This is a genomic window from Caulobacter sp. Root1455 (genome assembly GCF_001426905.1).
GTDB lineage: Bacteria > Pseudomonadota > Alphaproteobacteria > Caulobacterales > Caulobacteraceae > Caulobacter.
The window spans coordinates 90517-107589 of record NZ_LMFQ01000025.1 but is presented as its reverse complement, the minus strand read 5'-3'; the positions used below and the strand labels follow the sequence as shown (position 1 = coordinate 107589).

Below are 17073 nucleotides of genomic sequence, written 5' to 3'. Positions count from 1 at the left end.
GGGCGTGTAGGTCAAGGGGCAGAGCGCATCGACGTTCCGAGCGGAGGCTCAATCCTTCCCCCTTTCCAACCGTCATTCCCGCCCTTGTGGCGGGAACCCCTAGCTCAGCCGACGGTGCGCGGCCTTGGCGCGCCAGCGCGCCACCCCACTGCCCTTGCGGTGGACAGAGGGGTTCCCGCCACAAGGGCGGGAATGACGGTAAAAATTGAACGATTGTGCTTCTGAGCCCGCCTCAAAACAACGACAGCTGATCCCCCGCCTTGGCCGGCACGGCGAACTGGTTCAGATCCAGCGGCGCCAGCTTGCGGTCCAGCCCGAACCGCGTCCGCGCCAGATGGAACCGCTGGCTCATCACCTCGGCCACCGGCCCCTCACCGGTCATCCGTTTGCCCCACTCGGAACTGTAGGCCGCCCCATTGCGCATCTGCCGGACCAGCGACATCACCCGCTTGGCGCGGTCGGGATGCTCGGCGGCCAGCCACTCCTCGAACAGGTCCTTGATCTCCAACGGCAGGCGCACGGCGACATAGCCGGCGGTGGTCGCCCCGGCGGCGGCGGCGGCTTCCAGCACCGCCTCCATCTCGTGGTCGTTCAGCGAGGGGATGGACGGGGCGAACATCACCGTGGTCGGCACGCCCGCCGCCGTCAGCTGGCGCACCGCGTCGATCCGGCGCTTGGGTGTCGCGGCTCGCGGCTCCATGCTGCGCGACAGCCTGTGGTCCAGGCTGGTGATCGACACCGCCGCCCGCGCCAGCCCCGCCTGGCCCATCGGCCCCAGGATGTCGAGATCGCGGGTGATCAGGTTCGACTTGGTGATGATCGTGAACGGGTGGCGGAACCGCTGAAGGGTCTCGAGCACCGCCCGAGTCACCCGCAGCTTGCGCTCGTCGGGCTGGTAGGGGTCGGTGTCGCCGCCGATATGGATGACCTTGGGGACGTAGCCCTTCTTGGACAGCTCGCGCTCCAGCAGCTTGCCGGCCTCGGGCTTGAAATAGATCCTGGTCTCGAAATCCAGGCCCGGAGAATGGCCCAGATAGGCGTGGGCCGGTCGCGCGTAGCAGTAGATGCAGCCGTGGCTGCAGCCGCGATAAGGATTGATCGAGCTCTCGAAGCCGACGTCGGGGCTGTCGTTGCGGGCGATGATGGTCCGCGACTTCATCGGCTGCAGCGTGGTGGCGATCTGGGCCGGCTCGTCCTCCTCGCCCCAGCCATCGTCGAAGGCTTCGCTGACCTGGGACTCGAAGCGGCCGGTGCGATTGGACTTGGCCCCGCGCCCCCGCGCGGCGCCCTGCACGCTTGGCGGCGGATGACCGGGAAGATTGGCGGGAGCGACCATGCGTCGATCATGAACCGTCGATGAGAACATTTCAAGAACACAAACGACCGGACGAACGGCGCGGCGAACGGTTTCGAGGCGCCTCTCCCTCATTCGCGCCCATCGTGGCGGCCTTCGCTGACAGCCGCAAAGGTTCGTGCCAAGCTGCCCGCGAGGCACGCCGGGCGAAAGGCGCCCGGCCCTCGCATCCGGAGTTCCCTATGACCACCAAGCCGGACGACAAGGCCGACACCCAAGCCGAAACGCCGCACGTCGCCAAGGTCGGCGTGATCGACGCGGGCCACAACGTCACCAGCTTCAACGACGAGCCGATCACCGGCCTGCTCGCCGACATCGCCGACGGCGACGACTGATCGACCACGGCGCCGTCGCCTCGCGTCTGGCGGGGCGACGGTCTGGTCCGGGCTCCGCCTAGCCCTCTTGTTCGATCCCCCTCTTGTTCAAGGCAGGCCGCGCCCCAGATTTGAGTCTCCTAGAGGAGATCGACTTGTCATCACCGTTCCAAGGGCACGAGGTCGAAGCGCGGTTGCGCCCCGCCGCCAGCGCCTATGCTTTCGACCTTGATCACGCGTTGTCCTCGGTCGTCGCGCTGGAATCCCAGGTTCCGGCCGACGCCTTCACCGCGCGCATCCTCGGGACCGAGCGGCTCGGAAACGGCGTGGTGATCAGCGAGAACGGCCTGGTGCTGACCATGGCCTATCTGATCACCGAGGCCAGCCAGGTCGTCCTGACGCTGAACGACGGCAAGCGCGTCCAGGCCCATGTGCTGGGTTTCGACGGCCAGAGCGGGCTGGGCCTGGTCCAGGCGCTCGAGCCCCTCGGCCTGCCGGCGCTGCGGCTGGGAACCTCGAAGATCCTGGACTCCGGAAGCTCGGTCGTCATCGCCGGGGCCGGCGGACGCGCCCACGCGGCCGCCGGACGGGTGCTCACGCGCATGCCGTTCGCCGGCTATTGGGAATATCTGCTGGACGAGGCGATCATCACCGAACCGGCCCACCCGCATTGGAGCGGCGCGGCCCTGATCGGCCCCGAGGGCGAACTGGTCGGCGTCGGCTCGCTCAGCCTGTCGGGGCAGTCGCGCGACGGCCGGGCCAAGCCCATGAACATGTTCGTGCCCGCCGAACTGCTGCCGCCGATCCTGGACGATCTGGCGCGGGGCCGGCCCGCCCATCCGCCTCGCCCCTGGCTGGGCGTCTTCGCGCAGGAGACCGAATCCCGGGTCGTCCTGGTCGGGGTGTCGCCCGGCAGCCCCGCCGCCCGCGCCGAACTCCACGCCGGCGACCTGGTGCTGGCCGTGGCGGGCGACGAAGTGTCGGACCTGACCGAGTTCTACACGGCCCTCTGGGACCAGGGACCGGCCGGCGTCACGATCCCGCTGCGCATCCAGCGCGAGCAGGACGTGTTCGAGGTCGAGATCCGCTCGGTCGACCGCAACACGCTGCTGAAGAAGCCCCGGCTGAACTAGCGGAACCGCGCGTCGAGACGGTGGACAAGGGCTTGCCTGAAGATCAGTCGGCGCCCCGGTCGTCCCGCTTCGTGGCGCGGTATTTCTTCTGCAGCCCGGCCAGGCGCCGGCGTTCGACGTCCCTGGCCGCGCGATCGGCCTTGTCCTCCACGGCGGCCAGTTCAAGCCCGAGCTTCTGGAAGTGCGCCCAGCGGTCGGGGTCGAGAGCCCCGCTCTCCAGCGCGGCGCGCACCGCGCAGCCCGGTTCGTTGGCGTGACCGCAGTCGTTGAACCGGCAGGTCTCCGCCAGGCGCTCGATATCCTCGAACACCGCGCTCAGGCCCTCGTCGGCGTCGATCAGCCCGACCTCCCGGACGCCGGGCGTGTCGACGATCAACCCGCCGCCGGGCAGCAGGACCAGCTGGCGGTGGCTGGTGGTGTGGCGTCCCTGGTCGTCGGCTTCACGGATCGCCTGGGTCGCCATGCGTTCCTCGCCCAGCAGGGCGTTGACCAGCGTCGACTTTCCGACGCCGGACGAGCCGATCAGCACGCACGTCTCGCCCGGCGCCAGATGCGCCAGCAAGGCCTCCAGACCCAGGCCCTGCCGCGCCGACACCATGACGACGGGGCAGCCGGCCGCCAGGGCCTCCAACTCGGCCTGGGGCAGCGGCTCGGCGCGGAGGTCCGACTTGGTCAGCACCACCACGGGGCGCGCGCCGCTCTGCCAGGCGGCGGCGAGATAGCGCTCGATCCGGCGCGGATTGAGGTCGGCGTTCATCGAGGTGACGATGAAGGCCAGGTCGATGTTGGCGGCGACCACCTGCGGCGTCTGAGCGCTGTCGGCGGCCCGACGTACGAAGGCGGTGCGGCGTGGCAGGATGGCGTGGATGGTGGCGGTGCGTTCGACGAGGTTCGTCGACAGCGCCACCCAGTCGCCGACCGCCGGGTGGCCGGCCTCTCGAGCCTCGTGGCGCAGGCGTCCGGAAGGCTTGGCGCGCAGTTCGCCCTCGTCGGTGGCCACCAGATAGCCGTCCCGCTGCTGGACGACGACGCGTCCAGGGGTGTGGCCCGCGCGCGCGTGCGGTTCGAAGGCCCGCATCAGCAGGTCGGACCATCCATAGTGCTTGATCAAGTCAGGGGCTTCCACATCGTCAGCGATCTGGCGCCGGCTCGCCGCGACGCACTCTATGGCCGTCAGCCTGCGACGACCAGCTATCCTCGCGGCCGCCTGGCGAACATCGGCCGCGACGCCGCCGCGGCGCTCCCGATGCGTCGCGTCCGGATGATCCAAACGCGGAAATACCGGGCAGAGCGCTGCTTTGGTCTGCATGGCCGCTGTGCAAAACAGCGCCGTTGTGCGGCGCGGCGCCACGGAACAATGTTTTGCGATTGTCGGCGCGCCGCGTCGGCCTCCTCCTGATCACGACACGCGGAACAACGATGTTCCGTGTTGACCCGAGAGGGTCGCCGGCCGCGACGTAGCGGCTTGGTAAGCTTGGACAATGGCGTCCGGAGAGATCGCGGCAGCGATCCCGCCGGGCGTTTTTTTTGGCCTCAGGGGATGAAGGCATGAAGAGATGGAAAGTCATGCTGCGCTGCGGCGCGGCACTGAGCACGCTTGCCTGGAGCACGGCCGCCATGGCGCAGGCCGCGCCAGATTCCGCGCCGCGATCCGTCGCCGAAGCGACGGTCGAGCCCGCGCCGGAACCGGCCCCCGAACCCGCCGAACCGCCGCCGCCTCCGGCCCCGCCGCCGACCTTCAGCGACCAGGTCGCGGCCGGTAGACTGATCCTGGAGGTCCGCGGCCGCTACGAAGGCGTCGACCAGACCAAGACCGCCACGCTCACCGAGGACGCCGCCGCCTACACCGTTCGCACCCGCCTGGGCTGGGAGACCGCCGAGTTCGCCAAGGTCAAGGGCCTGATCGAGGTCGAGGACGTCCGCCAGGTTGGGCCCGAGCACTACGCCGTCAACGTGCCGGGCGCGCTGACGCCGCCGCTGAACGGCGCCGACAAGGCCAAGTATCCGATCGTCAATGATCCGGACGTCACCGAGCTGAACCGCCTCCAACTGACCTGGACGCCCAGCAGCGCCCTGCAGGTGGTCGCCGGCCGCCAGCGCATCCTGCTCGACGACCAGCGCTTCGTCGGCAATGTCGGCTGGCGCCAGGACGAGCAGACCTTCGACGCCGTCCGGACCGATTTCGCCTTCGGCCGGTTCAAGGCGACCTACGCCTATGTCTCCCACGTCAACCGCATCCTCGGCGAACTGAAGGACTGGGACAGCGACAGCCACCTGCTGAACGCCACCTGGTCGCCGGCCGAGGCGCTGCGCCTGCAGGGCTTCGTCTACGCCCTGGACTTCGGCAATTCGGCGATCAATTCGTCGCTGACCACGGGGGCCAAGGCCTCGGGCAAGACCTGGGTCGGTCTCTACCAGCTGGCCTACAACGCCACCTACGCCAAGCAGTCGGGCTACCATCACAACACGCCGGACTACGCCCTGACCTATTTCGGCGGCGACCTCGCCGGGACCTTCGACATCTACACGGTCAAGGCCAGCTACGAGTCGCTGGAAGGCGACGGCGTGCGCGGCTTCACCACGCCCCTGGCCACCGTCCACGCCTTCCAGGGCTGGGCCGACGCCTTCGTCTCGCCGGGCGGCAACAAGAGCTTCGTCGACGGGATCGAGGACGCCAACCTCACCTTCAACGCCAAGCCGCGCTTCAAGCGGACCTACTTCTTCAACACCGACATCCTGGTCCGCCACCACGACTTCAACGGCCAGCGGACCGGCGCGGACCTCGGGCACGAGTGGGACATCGCGTTCGCCGCCGCCATCACCCCCAAGCTCTCGATCCAGCTGAAGTACGCCGACTTCCAGCGCGAAAAGACCGTGCCCCTGGGCGCGGCGACGCCGCCGGCCTCGCGGACCAAGGCCTGGTTCACCCTCGAATACAAACTCTGACCTGCAGCGGGATTTGAGATCATGACCAAGACCGACAAGACCGCCGACCTGGCGACCGATGTCAGCCTGACCCGCCGCCACGCCCTGGTGGGCGCGGCCGCCACGCTCGCCGCCGCCAGGGCCCTGTTCCCGGCCGGCGCCCACGCGGCCGGCGCCGGGCCCGAGGTGGCCAAGGCCCGGCTGGGCTTCATCGCCCTGACCGACTCCGCCCCGGTGATCATCGCCAAAGAGCGCGGCCTGTTCGCCAAGTACGGCCTGCCCGACCTGGAGGTGGTCAAGCAGGCCTCGTGGGCCGCCACCCGCGACAACCTGGTGCTGGGATCGGAGCGCGGCGGCATCGACGGCGCCCACATCCTCTCGCCCATGCCCTATCTGATGACCACCGGATCGATCACCGGCGGCGCGCCGACGCCGATGTACATCCTGGCCCGCCTCAACACGAACGGTCAGGGCATCTCGGTCGGCAACGACCTGAAGGCGGTGAAGGTCGGGCTCAACAGCGCCGGGGCCAAGGCCAAGTTCCAGCAGCTGAAGGCGGCCGGCAACATCGCCAAGGTGGCCATGACCTTCCGGGGCGGCACCCACGACCTGTGGGTCCGTTACTGGCTGGCGGCCGGCGGCATCAATCCCGAGACCGACATCGCCACCATCGTCATCCCGCCGCCCCAGATGGTGGCCAACATGAAGGCGGGCACCCAGGACGCCTTCTGCGTGGGCGAGCCTTGGAACGGCCAGCTGGTCAACCAGCGGGTCGGCTACACCGCCTGCCTGACCTCGGAACTGTGGATGAACCACCCCGAGAAGGCCCTGGGCATGCGCGCCGCCTGGGTCGACAAGTATCCTCGCGCCGCCCAGGCCATCACGGCCGCCGTGCAGGAGGCGGCCCTGTGGTGCGACAAGGCCTCGAACCTGCCGGCCATGTGCTCGATCGTTTCGGGGCGGCAGTACATCAACGTGCCGATGGGCGACATCCTGCCCCGCCTGCAGGGCACGGTGGACTATGGCGACGGCCGGACGCTGAAGAACTCGCCGCACCGGATGAAGTTCTGGGCCGACAGCGCCAGCTTCCCGTTCAAGTCGCACGACCTGTGGTTCCTGACCGAGGACATCCGCTGGGGCGTGCTGCCCCAGAAGACCAACACCAAGGCGTTGGTCGACAAGGTCAACCGTTCGGACATCTGGCGCGCGGCGGCCAAGTCGATCGGCCAGGCGGGCCCCGCCGGCGACAGCCGCGGCGTCGAGCGCTTCTTCGACGGCAAGGTGTTCGACCCGGCCAATCCGGGCGCTTACCTGGCCAGCCAGCCGATCAAGAAGCTGGTCTAGGGAGGGCGCGGCATGACCTTTCCCAAGCCCTCGTTCTCGCCGGCCGAGCCGATCGCGGTCGAGTCCCTCGCCCCGGCGGCCAGCGGCGAGACCCGCGTCTCGGGCCTGGCCGAGGTCGCGCGGCGGGCCGGCGCCGCGGCGGCCGCGGTCATCCCGCCGCTGCTGACCCTGCTGACCGTCCTGGGCGTCTGGCAGCTGGCGGTCGGGGACTCCTATGGCGGCCTGCCGTCGCCCAGCCAGGTCTGGCTGGGATCCAAGGCCCTGATCCTGGATCCGTTCTACGACCACGGCGGCGTCGACAAGGGCCTGTTCTGGCACGTGCTGACCAGCCTCAAGCGGGTCGGGGTCGGCTTTTCGATCTCGGCGGTCTGCGGGGTGATGCTGGGCGTGCTGATCGGCTCCAACCGCTGGGCGCATCGCGGCCTGGACCCGATCTTCCAGGTGCTGCGCACCGTGCCGCCCCTGGCCTGGCTGCCGATCTCGCTAGCCGCCTTCCGCGAGGCCCAGCCCTCGGCCCTGTTCGTGATCTTCATCACCTCGATCTGGCCGATCATCATCAACACGGCCGTCGGCGTGCGCAACATCCCGACCGACTACGTCAATGTCGCCAAGGTGCTGCGGCTGTCGCCCGTCGAGTACTTCTTCAAGATCCTGCTGCCGGCCACCACGCCCTACATCTTCACCGGCCTGCGGATCGGCATCGGCATGAGCTGGCTGGCCATCGTCGCCTCCGAGATGCTGTTGGGCGGCGTTGGCGTCGGGTTCTTCATCTGGGACCAGTACAACGCCTCGCGCATCTCCGACATCATCGTGGCCCTGGCCTGGGTCGGACTGACCGGCTTCTTCCTCGATCGCCTGGTGGCCCTGCTGGGCCACGTCATCTCGCGCGGCGACGCGGCGAGCTAGGAGACATCGCATCATGGCCAAGGCCTATCTCTCCATCGAAGGCGTCGGCGTCACGTTCGCCAAGGGCGCCGCCCGTTCCGAGGTGCTGACCGGCATCGACCTGAAGGTCGACAAGGGCGAGTTCGTCTCGATCATCGGCCATTCCGGCTGCGGAAAATCGACCCTGCTGAACGTGGTCGCCGGCCTGGTTCCGGTGACCACCGGGGCGGTGATCCTCGACAAGCAGGAGGTCAACGCCCCCGGTCCGGACCGCGCGGTGGTGTTCCAGAACCATTCGCTGCTGCCGTGGCTGTCCGTGCGCGAGAACGTCGCCCTGGCGGTCGACAAGGTGTTCGGCGCGACCAAGACGGCCGCCGAGCGCCGCGCGTGGACCCTGCACAACCTGGAGCTGGTCAAGATGACCCACGCCCTGGACAAGCGGCCCTCGGAGATCTCGGGCGGCATGAAGCAGCGGGTCGGCATCGCCCGGGCCCTGGCCATGGAGCCCAAGGTGCTGCTGCTGGACGAGCCGTTCGGCGCCCTGGACGCCCTGACCCGCGCCCACCTGCAGGACAGCGTCATGGAGATCCACGCCAGCCTGAACAACACGGTGCTGATGGTCACCCACGACGTCGACGAGGCCGCCCTGCTTTCGGACCGCATCGTGATGATGACCAACGGCCCGCGCGCCGCGATCGGCCAGGTGCTCGACGTGCGCCTCGAACGCCCGCGCGACCGCCTGGCCGTCGCCGAGAACCCGACCTACATCCACGCCCGGGCCGCGGTGATCGAGTTCCTCTACGCCCGCCGCGCGGCCTAGGGGCGGGCGCGGCGCGTGTGGGCTGCTCGGCGGAAAGAGCCGCTCGGACCGAAGGGATCTGAGTTCTTGGAAAAGGTGGAGGCCCGGCCCGGAATCGAACCGGGGTGCACGGATTTGCAATCCGCTGCGTCACCACTCCGCCACCGGGCCATCCGGGTCAACGCAAAGGAGCGTCGGCGAAGAGGTCGGTTCGAATACAGGAGCCCGCCGCGCTAGGCAATGGCCATGAGCGGGTTGATCACAGGGTTCGTCACAAGGGCTTTTCGAGCAGCAGCGCCTTGGTCAGGAAGGCCTGGTCCTGTCCGGCCACGCTTAGCCCAGCCGCGCCGAACAGGGCCGGCAGGTCGGCCTGGGCGTAGGTCGAATAGTACGGCTCGTGGAAATAGGCCGGGAAAGCCTCCAGCAGCCGTGACAGGTCGGGCTCGTCGGACGGCTGCACGGAATCGGCGAAGGCCAGCACCCCGCCGGGCTTGAGCACCCGGGCGATCTCGGCGGCCACCACCGGACGCACGCGCGGCGGCAGTTCGTGGAACAGGTAGACGCAGGTCACGGCGTCCAGGCTGGCGTCGGCGAACGGCAGGGCCTCGGCGTTGGCCTGCACCCCGCCCCGACCCGAACGGCTGCGGGCGGCGGCCAGATAGGCGCGCGACAGGTCCAGGCCCGCGATGGCGGCGCGGGGAAAGGCCGCGTCCAGGTCGCTGAGGAACGCGCCCGAGCCGCAGGCCAGGTCGACCAGCCTCAAGCCCCGCTGGTCCTTGCCGCGCCAGTGACGGGCCAGCAGCGACAGGGCCCGCCGGCGCATGGCCCCGGCCGCGCCGGAGAACAGCGCCTCGACCTGGGCCTCGTAGCGCCGCGCGCTGGCGTCGGTGAACCAGCCGCCCGACTGATAGTGGAAGTTCTGCCGGTAGTAGTTTGGATAGCCTTCACTTTCGGGCTCGTCGCGCACCTCGACGCCGTCGCCCCGGCGGCGGCGCTGGTCGACGGCGCGGGCGTCGGCGATGACGTCCAGGGCTTCGCGAAAGGCGTCCGCGGGATTGCGCGGTCCGTCCCCGACCGGCGGATAGAGGCCGGCGGCGACGTCGGCGGCGTCCTTGTCGAAGGCGGTCAGATAGGCCTTGCGCAGCCGGGCGGCCGAGACCGGCGGCCCCTGGGGTTCGAACTTGGTCTTGGCCTCGCCGCGCGTCGGCCGGGCCAGGGCGCGGGTCACGCCGCCGGCGGCGGTCCACCAGGCGGCCTTGACGGCCGCCTTGGCCCGCTGGCTGGCGCCGTCCAGGGCGAAGGCGGCGCGTCCCTTGAGACCCGCCTCCCTGGACTCTCCCCGATCGCCGCGTCGCTCGTCCATGGCCGTCTCCAGGGACGCCCCACCTGTCGAAGGATGGGCCGTCCTACCGCGAAAACACTCCGACCAGCTCAATATGCGGCGACCACAGGAACTGGTCCACCGGCAAGACCCGCTCAAGGCGGAAGCCGGCGTCGACCAGCAGCTTGGCGTCGCGGGCGAAGGTGGCCGGATTGCACGAGACGCCGACCACGCGGGCCACCTTGGACTTGGCGATTTCGACGTGCTGCTCGTAGGCGCCGGCGCGCGGCGGGTCGAGCACGGCAACGTCCACCTTGGCCAGCTCGGTCGAAAGCACCGGCCGGCGGGTCAGGTCGCGCGCCTCGGCGGTGATCGCCTTCAGGCCCGTGGCCGTGCCGACCGCGCCCTTCAGGGCGGCGATGGCGGGGGCGGAGCTGTCGGCGGCGTAGACCCCGCCGATCTCGGCCAGACGGAAGGTGAAGGTGCCCACGCCGCTGAACAGGTCGACGATCCGCGACGCGCCCTGGGCGGCCTCGACGGCGAAATCGACCATGGCCTTCTCGGCCTGGGGCACGGCCTGCAGGAAGCTGCCTGCCGGCAGGGAGACGACGGCCGGACCCAGCTTCACCATCGGCTGGCGGGCCATGTAGATCATCTCGCCGGCCATGGTGACCCGGGCGAAGTCATGCTCGCCGGCGATCATCGCGGCGCGCACGCGGGCGTCGGCCGACAGGCCGCCGCTCTTGGCCTCGACGCCGGTGATGTCGATGTCCAGGCCCGTGGCGGTCAGGGTGACGTGCAGGGTCGGGGCCGACTTGGGGTGCTCCAGGAACGGCGCGGCCAGGCGGGCCAGGGCCGGGAAAGCCGCGACCAGCTTGGGGTTGGTGACCGGGCAGGTCTCGATCCGCGCCAGGTTCCACGAGCGGCGCTCCTTGAAGCCTAGCCGCGCCCCGCCCTTGCCGCCCCGGGCGTGCAGAGCGACGCGGCGGCGCGAGGCCGGCGGCGAGGCGAAGGTCGGCAGGACCTCGGTCTCCAGCCCCTCGCGGGCCAGCTGGAACTGGATCTGCTCTCGCTTCCATTCCAGATAGGGCTTGGCGTCCCAGTGCTGGAAGGCGCAGCCGCCGCAGACCCCGAAGTGCGGGCATGGCGGAAGGACGCGGTCGGGGCTGGGCTCCAGCACCTCGACCAGTTCGCCGCGATTGCCGGTCATCTCGGCGGTGATCAGCTCGCCAGGCAGGGTCAGGGGGACGAAAGAGCCCTCGGCGATGCCGTCGCCCTGGGCGCCGACCGCCTGGATCCTCAGTTCACGCATGGATAGTCCAATTCTCGGGTCTGTTCGTCGGGCGGAACCTTCACGGGGTTCCGGCCCTTTCGGGGTCATGATTTTCGGGGGCCCGGGGGCCCGCCATGCCCGCGCCACGATCGGCGCCGACAAGATTTCACGTTCCCCTTAGCGCATTCGGCGCGAATGCGCGTGAACGAAGATGAACGGGTCGCTCAACCGCCGTTCATGAAGAACTCGGCAATCTAAGACGTAAGGCGGGTCCAGCCCTCTACGGACTCGGTCGGAGGAGTTTTCGATGATGTTCAAGTCCGTTCTCGGCGTCGCGACCGCGGCCCTCCTCGCCGGCGCGCTGGCCCCGACGATGGCCTCGGCCCAGTCCTATGGCGGTTACGGCGCCGCCGGCGCCTACGGCGGCGGCTATCAAACCAACGGCCCCTACTATGATCCCTGCCAGCGCAGCACGACGCAGCGCGGCACGGGCGGCGGCCTGGTCGGAGCGGGCCTGGGCGCGGCGATCGGCACCAGCGTGGCCGCCCATGGCGCCCGCACCGAAGGCGCCGTGCTCGGCGGCCTGCTGGGCGCGATCGCCGGTTCGGCCATCGGCCGCCACTCGGCCGCCTGCTCTTCGGTCCCGCCGCCGCCTCCGCCGGCCTACGACCGGGGCGCCAGCAACAGCTATGACCACAGCGACTATGACCGCGTCGACAGCTATGACCGCGCCGCTGGCTATGACCGCACCGACTATGATCGCAGCTACGCCGACCGCTCCGACAACAGCCGCTACGACGACGGCGACGACGGCGATCGTCCCGGCGGCTACGGCCCCGAGGCCCAAGCCGTCTACGGCGTGAGCGACAGCAAGGTCGAGGCCGGCGGCTGCACCCTGGCCGAAAGCCCGATCTACCTGCCGGACGGCCGCACCCAGAAGCGCTTCGTCCGCGTCTGCCCGGACGCCTCGGGGCGCTACCAGGTCGTCGAATAGGTCCGGCTATTTCTCATTCGATTGTCTTGAGGCCGCCGGCGTTCGCGCCGGCGGCCTTTTTCTTCGCCAAGAGCCGAGCCTGGTGCGTGGCCCTCTCCTTCGACAAGCTCGGGATGAGGACCAATGTCAGGGCCGTGGCCGTAGAAAACTCATCCTGAGCTTGTCGAAGGACGGGGTTTTCGCGTCAGAAGCCGTATCGATCGGCCCTAGTCCTTGACGGCCCACAGCAGGTGCTCGACCTGGCCGTCGCCGCCGGTGATCGGGCTGGGCGCCACGGCCTTCACCGTCCAGCCCGACGCCTCGACGAAGGCGCGCACCGAGACGATGCAGTCGGCGATGATCGCCGGGTCCTTGACCAAGCCGCCCTTCCCCACCCGGTCGCGGCCGGCTTCGAACTGCGGTTTGATCAGGCTGACCAGGTCCGCCCCCGGCTCGGCCAGGTCCAGGGCCACGGGCAGGCACTTCTCCACCGAGATGAAGCTGACGTCGCTGACCACCAGGCCGGGCGCCTCGTCCAAATGGCCTTCGTCCAGCACCCGGGCGTCGACGCCGGAGCGGTCGATCACGCGAGGATCGGCGGCGATGCGCGGATGCAGCTGCTCGCGGCCGACATCGACGGCATAGACCTTGGCCGCGCCCTTCGACAGCAGCACCTCGGTGAAGCCGCCGGTCGAGGCCCCGACGTCGAGGGCGATCTTGCCCTCGACGGCGATCGGCCACAGCTCCAGGGCGTGGGCCAGCTTCAGGGCGCCGCGTCCCACCCAGGGGAAGGCGGCGACGCCTTCGAGCACGGCGGTCTGCTCAAGCTCCTGCGACGGCTTGGTCACGACCTTGCCGTCGGCCTTGACGGCCCCGGCCTCGATGGCGGCGCGGGCCTTGGCCCGGCTGTCGAACAGGCCGGTCTCGACCAGCAGAATGTCGGCGCGTTTGCGTTTCATCCGGGGGCTGTAGCACGACTTGCGGAGCCGACGCCCTTCGGTTCACAGTGAACACTGATCACCGACGCGCTCCAGACGTCGGGCCCAGAGGGGGAATCTCATGATGTCCAGACGCCAGGGCCTGGTCGCCGGCGCCGCCGCGATCGCCGCCGCCGCTTCCGAAGCCGGGGCCAAGCCGGCCTCCGCCGCCTCGTCCGCGCCCTGGGCGCCCGACGCCGTCGAGATCGCCGGCCGCATCCGCCGCAAGGAGGTCAGCGCGCTGGAGGTGACGGAAAAGGCCGTGCGCGACGCCGAGGCGCTGCAGCCCAAGCTGGGCTTCCTGGTCACGCCCGACTTCGACCGCGCCATCGACAAGGCCAAGCGCCTCGACGCGGGAACGGCCCAGCCGACCGGTCCCTTCGCGGGCGTGCCGTTCCTGGTCAAGGACCTGGACGACTATGTCGGCCTGCCCACCTACAGCGGCTCGCGCGCCATGCTGCGCAACCCGCCGGCCAAGGCCCAGGAAGCCTATGTCGATCGCTTCGACAAGGCCGGGCTGATCGTCATCGGCAAGTCGTCGACGCCGGAATACGGCTTCCTGCCGACCACCGAGCCGGTCGGCTTTCCGCCCACCCGCAACCCGTGGAACTCCGACCATTCCAGCGGCGGTTCGTCCGGCGGCGCCGCGGTGGCGACCGCGGCGGGCGTCACGGCCTTCGCCCACGCCAGCGACGGCGGCGGCTCGATCCGCATCCCGGCGTCCAATTGCGGCCTGTTCGGCCTGAAGCCGTCGCGGGGCCGGATGGTCCTGGGCCGTCCGCCCCAGCGCGGGGTCGATCTGTCGGTCTATCACTGCGTCAGCCACAGCGTCCGCGACAGCGCCACCCTGTTGGCGGCGACCGAGCGCCACGGGGCCGACGAGATCCTGCCGCCGGTCGGCCTGATCTCGGGTCCCGACAAGCGGCGGCTGCGGGTCGGCCTGGTGGTCGAGACCATGCTCGGCGCCCAACCCCACCCGGAGGTGCGCGCCGCCACCGAGAACGCCGCCAAGCTGATGGAGTCGCTGGGCCACACGGTCGAACCGACCAAGTGGCCGGTGGACGGCGCCGCCTACGCCCAGGACTTTCTGGCGCTGTGGGCCAGCGGGGCCGCCGAGCTGGTCGACGCGGTCGGCAAGGCGATCGGCCGGAAACCGGACGACAGCCTGCTGGAGCCGTTCACCCTGGCCATGGCCGAACTGGTCGGCCAGATGCCGCCCGACGGCCTGCGCAAGGCCGTGGCCAATCTGAACGCGGCGGGCCAGGCCTATGACCGCTGGTTCGACCGCTACGACGTGATCGTCTCGCCCGTGCTGGGCCAGCCCCCGGCGCGACTGGGCTGGGTGGCGGGGACGGTCGACATCCCCACCCTGACCGAACGGCTCAACGCCTATGTGGGCTACACCACCCTGCACAACGTGGCCGGGGCGGCGTCGATGAGCGTGCCGCTGCACTGGACCCCCGACGGCCTGCCGGTGGGCGTGCAGTTCGCGGGACGGGTCGGGGCCGAGAAGACGCTGCTGGCGCTGGCGTATGAGCTGGAGACGGCCCAGCCCTGGGCGTGGCGCAAGCCGGTGGTGAGCGTGTGATCTGAATCTTCCCTCCCCCTTGTGGGGAGGGGGGACCAGCGAAGCTGGTGGGTGGGGTCCGCCGAGTCATCAAGCCCCACCCGACCCCTTCGGGGCCACCCTCCCCATAAAGGGGAGGGAAAGGCGTTTCGGCCGCCTAGCCCTCGACGAACACCTTCTTCAGTTCGTTCTTCATGATCTTGCCGTTGGCGTTGCGCGGCAGGGTCTCGGGCCAGAACACCACCTTGACCGGCACCTTGAAGGCGGCCAGGCGGTCGGCGACGAAGGCCCGCAGCTCGGCCTCGTCGGCGTGGGCGCCGGGCTTGAGGGTGACGATGGCGGCCGGCTCCTCGCCCAGGGTCTTGTGCGGGACGCCGACCAGGGCCGCGTCCATCACCGCCGGGTGGTCATAGAGGACGTTTTCGACCTCGATGCAGTAGATGTTCTCGCCGCCGCGGATCAGCATGTCCTTGGCCCGGTCGATGATGTAGCAGAAGCCTTCCTCGTCCAGGCGCGCCAGGTCGCCGGTGCGCACCCAGCCGTCGACGAAGGTCTGGGCGGTGGCCTCGGGCTTGTTCCAATAGCCCTTCACCACCTGCGGGCCCTTGCACCACAGCTCGCCGACCTCGCCGATCGGCAGCTCGCGATAGGGCGCCTCGACGGTCATGATCTTCAGGTCGGTGACCGGCACGGCCGGGCCGCAGCTGTCGGGGCGGTTCTCGTAGTCTTCCGCCGAGTTGCTGGTGGCCGTGGCCGAGGTCTCGGTCATGCCCCAGCCGTTGCCCGGCAGCGACTTGGGCCAGATCTCCTTGATCTTGCGCACCAGCTCCGGGGCCGAGGGCGCGCCGCCATAGGCCACGGTCTCCAGCGACGATAGGTCGTAGTTCGGCCGGCTGGGATGCTCGATGATCTGCCAGGCGATGGTCGGCACGCCGCCCATCTGGGTCAGCTTCTCGTCCTGGATCAGCTGCATGGCCTTTTCCGGATCCCACTTGCGGATCATGGCCAGCTTGGCCCCGCCGAACAGCGAGGGGTTCATCACCGCGAAACAGCCGGTGGCGTGGAAGAACGGCACCGAGATCAGCGAGCCCTTCTGCGGCAGGCTGGGATCGGGCTGCGGCGGGGCCTCGCCGCGACGCAGATAGCTGCGGGCGGAGGCGGCGGCGGCGGCGAAGATGTTGCTGTTGATCGCGCGGTGCGTGGCCAGGGCGCCCTTGGGTTTGCCCGTGGTGCCGGAGGTGTAGAAGATCGTCGCGTCGTCCTCGGGACCCAGCTCGACGGTCGACAGCGGCTTCTCGTCCAGCTTGATCCAGTCGTTGGGGCAGCCGATCACCGACTCCATCCGCTTCACGTACGGGTGGGCGATCTCTTCCCGCGAACGGCTGACATAGACCCGCGTGAGGTCGGGGCAATTGTCGAAGTGCTCGGCCAGGCGCTCGTAGCGCTCGACGTCCATCACCGCCACGGTGGCGCCGCTGTCGAGCAGGCCGTATTCCAGTTCGTGGCCGGTCCACCAAGCGTTCAGCGGCGTCAGGATCGCGCCGATCGACAGGCCGGCATAGAAGGCCACCGGCCATTCGGGCAGGTTGCGCATGATCAGGGCGACCCGGTCGCCCTTCTTGACGCCGGCCGCTTCCAGCTCGGCGGCGAACACGGTCACGGCGCGGTAGAGGGCCTCGAAGCTGACCCGCTCGTCCTCGTGGACCAGATAGATCTTGTCGCCATGGGTGCGGCCCACCAGCAGGGTGTCGCGCAGGGTCGGCGGGCAGTTCTTCCAGACCCGGGTCGGAACGCCCCGGATGTCGATCTCCTCCATCTCGCCGGGCGAGCCGGGGGCGGTGATCATGGCGTAGGCCTGCTTGACCGACATGGCGGGCCACGGGACGGCGCCAGGAGCGGGGGTCTGGGTGGGCGCGGCGGCGGACGCGGGCGCGGCCTGGGTCATCGTTACTCTCCCGGTATGTGTCGCGCCTTGTTCGAGGGGCACGTTTCCCTTGGGAGAAAGCACAGGCTGGAGCGCGATGCAAACGTCCGTTCGAACGTAAGGGAACAATGATTACTTAGAGGCGCGGATTGGGCTCTTCCTCGGGCCCTCCCCCCGTGGGGGAGGCGATCGCGAAGCGATCGGTGGGGGGAGCTTTAGGATCTTCGATCCAGTTCGCGGCCGTCTTCCGCCCCCTCCCCCCTTCCGTCGGCTTCGCCGACACC

At 69.6% G+C, this 17073-nt stretch carries 14 protein-coding genes and 1 tRNA gene; 8 read left to right on the top strand and 7 right to left on the bottom strand.

Going from position 1 to position 17073, the window contains the following annotated elements:
• Positions 1-232: 232 nt before the first annotated feature.
• Positions 233-1336, bottom strand: coding sequence for a PA0069 family radical SAM protein (locus tag ASD21_RS21705; protein WP_056446506.1), 1104 nt, complete (start codon positions 1334-1336; stop codon positions 233-235).
• Between the two features lie 200 nt (positions 1337-1536).
• Between ASD21_RS21705 and ASD21_RS24510 the strand changes: the two genes are divergently transcribed.
• Both ASD21_RS24510 and ASD21_RS21700 read left to right on the top strand, forming a co-directional pair.
• Positions 1537-1689, top strand: coding sequence for a hypothetical protein (locus tag ASD21_RS24510; RefSeq protein WP_200941466.1), 153 nt, complete (start codon positions 1537-1539; stop codon positions 1687-1689).
• Between the two features lie 134 nt (positions 1690-1823).
• Positions 1824-2801, top strand: a complete 978-nt coding sequence (locus tag ASD21_RS21700; protein WP_056446503.1) for a S1C family serine protease — start codon at positions 1824-1826, stop codon at positions 2799-2801.
• Positions 2802-2844: 43 nt separating this feature from the next.
• Here the strand turns inward: ASD21_RS21700 and rsgA are convergent, their stop codons facing one another.
• Complete coding sequence (rsgA, locus tag ASD21_RS21695) at positions 2845-3912, bottom strand: ribosome small subunit-dependent GTPase A (RefSeq protein WP_156398459.1); 1068 nt, start codon at positions 3910-3912, stop codon at positions 2845-2847.
• A gap of 437 nt (positions 3913-4349) precedes the next feature.
• On the opposite strand from rsgA, the gene ASD21_RS21690 reads away from it, so the two are divergent.
• Genes ASD21_RS21690 through ASD21_RS21675 form a run of 4 tightly spaced genes read left to right on the top strand, consistent with a single transcriptional unit; the run spans position 4350 to position 8775 of the window.
• Complete coding sequence (locus ASD21_RS21690; RefSeq protein ID WP_156398458.1) at positions 4350-5747, top strand: alginate export family protein; 1398 nt, start codon at positions 4350-4352, stop codon at positions 5745-5747.
• A gap of 21 nt (positions 5748-5768) precedes the next feature.
• Positions 5769-7070: a CmpA/NrtA family ABC transporter substrate-binding protein gene (locus tag ASD21_RS21685; RefSeq protein ID WP_056446497.1), complete on the top strand. Its 1302-nt coding sequence runs from the start codon at positions 5769-5771 to the stop codon at positions 7068-7070.
• Between the two features lie 12 nt (positions 7071-7082).
• Positions 7083-7976 (top strand): nitrate ABC transporter permease, encoded by an 894-nt coding sequence (ntrB, locus tag ASD21_RS21680; protein ID WP_056446494.1) that lies wholly within the window; start codon positions 7083-7085, stop codon positions 7974-7976.
• A gap of 13 nt (positions 7977-7989) precedes the next feature.
• Positions 7990-8775, top strand: a complete 786-nt coding sequence (locus tag ASD21_RS21675; protein WP_056446491.1) for an ABC transporter ATP-binding protein — start codon at positions 7990-7992, stop codon at positions 8773-8775.
• 76 nt (positions 8776-8851) lie between these two features.
• On the opposite strand, the gene ASD21_RS21670 is transcribed toward ASD21_RS21675, so the two are convergent.
• The 3 genes from ASD21_RS21670 to ASD21_RS21660 form a co-directional block, all read right to left on the bottom strand.
• A tRNA-Cys gene (locus ASD21_RS21670) sits at positions 8852-8925 on the bottom strand.
• Between the two features lie 100 nt (positions 8926-9025).
• Positions 9026-10117 carry a class I SAM-dependent methyltransferase gene (locus ASD21_RS21665; RefSeq protein ID WP_056446489.1) on the bottom strand — a complete coding sequence of 364 codons (1092 nt, stop codon included), beginning with the start codon at positions 10115-10117 and terminating at the stop codon, positions 9026-9028.
• 43 nt (positions 10118-10160) lie between these two features.
• Positions 10161-11387, bottom strand: a complete 1227-nt coding sequence (locus ASD21_RS21660; RefSeq protein ID WP_056446486.1) for a class I SAM-dependent RNA methyltransferase — start codon at positions 11385-11387, stop codon at positions 10161-10163.
• A 268-nt stretch (positions 11388-11655) separates the two neighbouring features.
• Here ASD21_RS21660 and ASD21_RS21655 point away from each other — a divergent pair, with 268 nt between their 5' ends.
• Positions 11656-12342 carry a hypothetical protein gene (locus ASD21_RS21655; RefSeq protein ID WP_056446483.1) on the top strand — a complete coding sequence of 229 codons (687 nt, stop codon included), beginning with the start codon at positions 11656-11658 and terminating at the stop codon, positions 12340-12342.
• 206 nt (positions 12343-12548) lie between these two features.
• Here ASD21_RS21655 and ASD21_RS21650 read toward each other — a convergent pair whose 3' ends face one another.
• Positions 12549-13280: a TlyA family RNA methyltransferase gene (locus ASD21_RS21650; protein ID WP_056446480.1), complete on the bottom strand. Its 732-nt coding sequence runs from the start codon at positions 13278-13280 to the stop codon at positions 12549-12551.
• Between the two features lie 100 nt (positions 13281-13380).
• On the opposite strand from ASD21_RS21650, the gene ASD21_RS21645 reads away from it, so the two are divergent.
• Positions 13381-14886 carry an amidase gene (locus ASD21_RS21645; RefSeq protein ID WP_056446477.1) on the top strand — a complete coding sequence of 502 codons (1506 nt, stop codon included), beginning with the start codon at positions 13381-13383 and terminating at the stop codon, positions 14884-14886.
• 136 nt (positions 14887-15022) lie between these two features.
• On the opposite strand, the gene ASD21_RS21640 is transcribed toward ASD21_RS21645, so the two are convergent.
• The gene (locus ASD21_RS21640) at positions 15023-16810 is read right to left on the bottom strand and encodes a class I adenylate-forming enzyme family protein (protein WP_056446474.1); all 1788 of its coding nucleotides are present in this window, start codon (positions 16808-16810) and stop codon (positions 15023-15025) included.
• Between the last annotated feature and the right edge of the window lie 263 nt (positions 16811-17073).